General features: G+C 69.0%; 1 protein-coding gene. It reads left to right on the plus strand.

The window, feature by feature from the left end; all coding sequences use genetic code 11:
- Positions 1–70: 70 nt before the first annotated feature.
- Positions 71–2,771, plus strand: a 2,701-nt coding sequence (locus U874_RS0104790; RefSeq protein WP_369802348.1) for an Ig-like domain-containing protein, incomplete at its 3' end; no start/stop codon positions are given.

The following is a 2,771-nucleotide window of genomic DNA, read 5'->3' on the forward strand; positions in this document are numbered from 1 at the left end:
CCCGCGTGAGGGTGCGTTCCTCAACACCCCCACCCCCACCATCACCGGCACCACCGAACCCGGCACCCACATCACCGTCACCACCACGAACAACACAACCCTCTGCACCACCACCGCAACCCACACCACCTGGGAATGCACCCCCACCACCCCCCTCACCGACGGCACACACCCCCTCACCCCCACCGCGAAAGACCGAGCAGGAAACACCACCCTCGGCGCAACCGTCACCATCACCACCGACACCAAAAACCCCGAGACCCCGAAAATCTCGACCCCGAAAACGGACACCCTCACCGCGACCGCAGCCCTCCCCTTCACCGGCACCGGCGAAACCGGCACCCAGATCACCGTCACCCACAACGACGCCACGATCTGCACCGCGACCGTGACCGACGGCGCCTGGGCCTGCACCGCGGCCACCCTCCCCGACGGGAAATACTCCTTCGTCCCCACCGCAACAGACCGGGCAGGGAACCAGAGCACGGGCGCCACAACCCAGGTCACGATCGACGCGACCGCCCCCGACGCTCCCGTGATCGTGTCCCCGAAAGACGGGGCAGCACTCAACACCCCCGCACCGAAGTTCTCCGGCACCGCCGAGACCGGGACCACGATCACCCTCACCGACACCGACGGCGACACCGTGTGCACCACGACCGCGAAAGACGGCACCTGGGAGTGCACCGCCCCCAGCGAGTACGCCGAGGGCGAGCACGCGTTCACCGCGACCGCGAAAGACCCGGCCGGGAATGTGAGCACCCCCACCACGCACACCATCACGATCGATGTCACCGCACCCCAGAAACCCGTGATCACAGCCCCCGCTGACGCGACCATCGCGAACACCCCCAAGCCCGCCCTGTCGGGCACCGGCGAAACGGGCACCACGGTCACCATCACCGATCACCGCGACCGCACCCTCTGCTCCTCCCCTGTCACCGACGGGACCTGGACATGCACCCCGGACACGGCACTCACCGAGGGCGACCACACCTTCACCCCGACCGCGAAAGACCGGGCAGGGAACACGGCCTCGGGCGCGAAGACCACCTTCACCCTCGACGTGACCGCCCCCGCAAAGCCCACCGTCTCCGCCCCCGCGGACGGCGACGCCCTGAACACCCAAACCCCCACCCTCACCGGCACCGCCGAACCCGGCAGCACGGTCACGATCACCACCGACGACGGCACCCCCGCCTGCACCGCGACCGTCACCGGCTCCGGGGAATGGACGTGCACGCTCACCTCCCCGCTCCCCGAGGGCACCCACCCCCTCACCGCGCTCGTCACCGACCCCGCAGGGAACACCTCCCCCGGGACGACGGTGAAAATCAGCATCGATGTCACCGCCCCCACCGCCCCCGCGTTCACCTCCCCCCAGGACGGTCTCCTGACACGCGTGAACACGCTCGTGTTCTCCGGCACCGGCGACACCGGCACCACCCTCACCGTCACCGACCAGAACGGGGCACCGGTCTGCCAGGCCACCGTCACCGAGAAAACGTGGGCCTGCCTGCCCGCAACCACCTTCACCGACGGCGCCCACACCTTCACCCCCACCGCGAAAGACCGGGCCGGGAACCAGGCCGCGGGCACCCCGATCACCGTGACCATCGACACGACCCCACCCACCACCCCGGTGATCGTGTCCCCGAAACACGGCGCGTTCGTGAACACCCTCACCCCCACCATCACCGGCACCGGCGAAACGGGCACCACCCTCACCCTCACCGACCAGCTCGACACCACCCTCTGCACCGTCACCATCACCGACGGCGCCTGGTCCTGCCCCGCCCCGGAACTCGAGGAAGGCACCCACGTCTTCACCCCGACCGCGAAAGACCCGGCCGGGAACCAGTCAACGGGCAAGAAAACAAAGATCACGATCGACGTCACCGCCCCCGACGCCCCCACCATCACCACCCCGAACGATCAGACCCTCACCGCCAACCCCCGCCCGAAACTCTCCGGCACCGCAGAAACCGGGACCACGGTCACCATCACCGACCAGAACTCCCTCACCCTCTGCACCACCACCGCAGCGAACGGGAAATGGGCGTGCACCCCCGACACCGCCCTCACCGACACCACCCACACCCTCACCCCGACCGCGAAAGACCAGGCCGGGAACACCACCACCGGCACCCCCATCCAGATCACCACCGACACCACCCCACCCACCACACCCGTGATCGTCACCCCCACCGACGGCACCACCACCAACACCACCCGCCCCACCATCACCGGCACCGGCGAAACGGGCACCACCATCACCATCACCGGCCAGAAAGACCACCCCCTCTGCACCGCCCCCGTCACCGACGGAACATGGGAATGCACCCCGGACGCCCCGCTCACCGACGGCGACCACCCCCTCACCCCCACCTCGACAGACGAGGCAGGGAACACCACCACCGGCACGAGCGTGACCCTCACGATCCACACCGTCGCCCCCACCGCCCCCACCATCGACTCCCCGGAAGACGGCACCCACACCGCAACCACCACCCCCACCCTCACCGGCACCGCCCCCAACGGCACCCAGGTCACGATCACCCACAACGACACCACGATCTGCACCACCCCCGCGAACAACACGAAGTGGGAATGCGCCCCCACAACCCCGCTCCCCGACGGCGAGTACACCCTCTCCCCGACCGCGAAAGACCAGGCAGGGAACACCACCACCGGCACGAGCGTGACCCTCACGATCGATACCACCGCCCCCACCGCCCCCACCATCGAGTCCCCGCGTGAGGGTGCGTTCC

Origin of the sequence: Leucobacter sp. PH1c, assembly GCF_000633415.1 — a bacterium.
Lineage (GTDB): Bacteria > Actinomycetota > Actinomycetes > Actinomycetales > Microbacteriaceae > Leucobacter.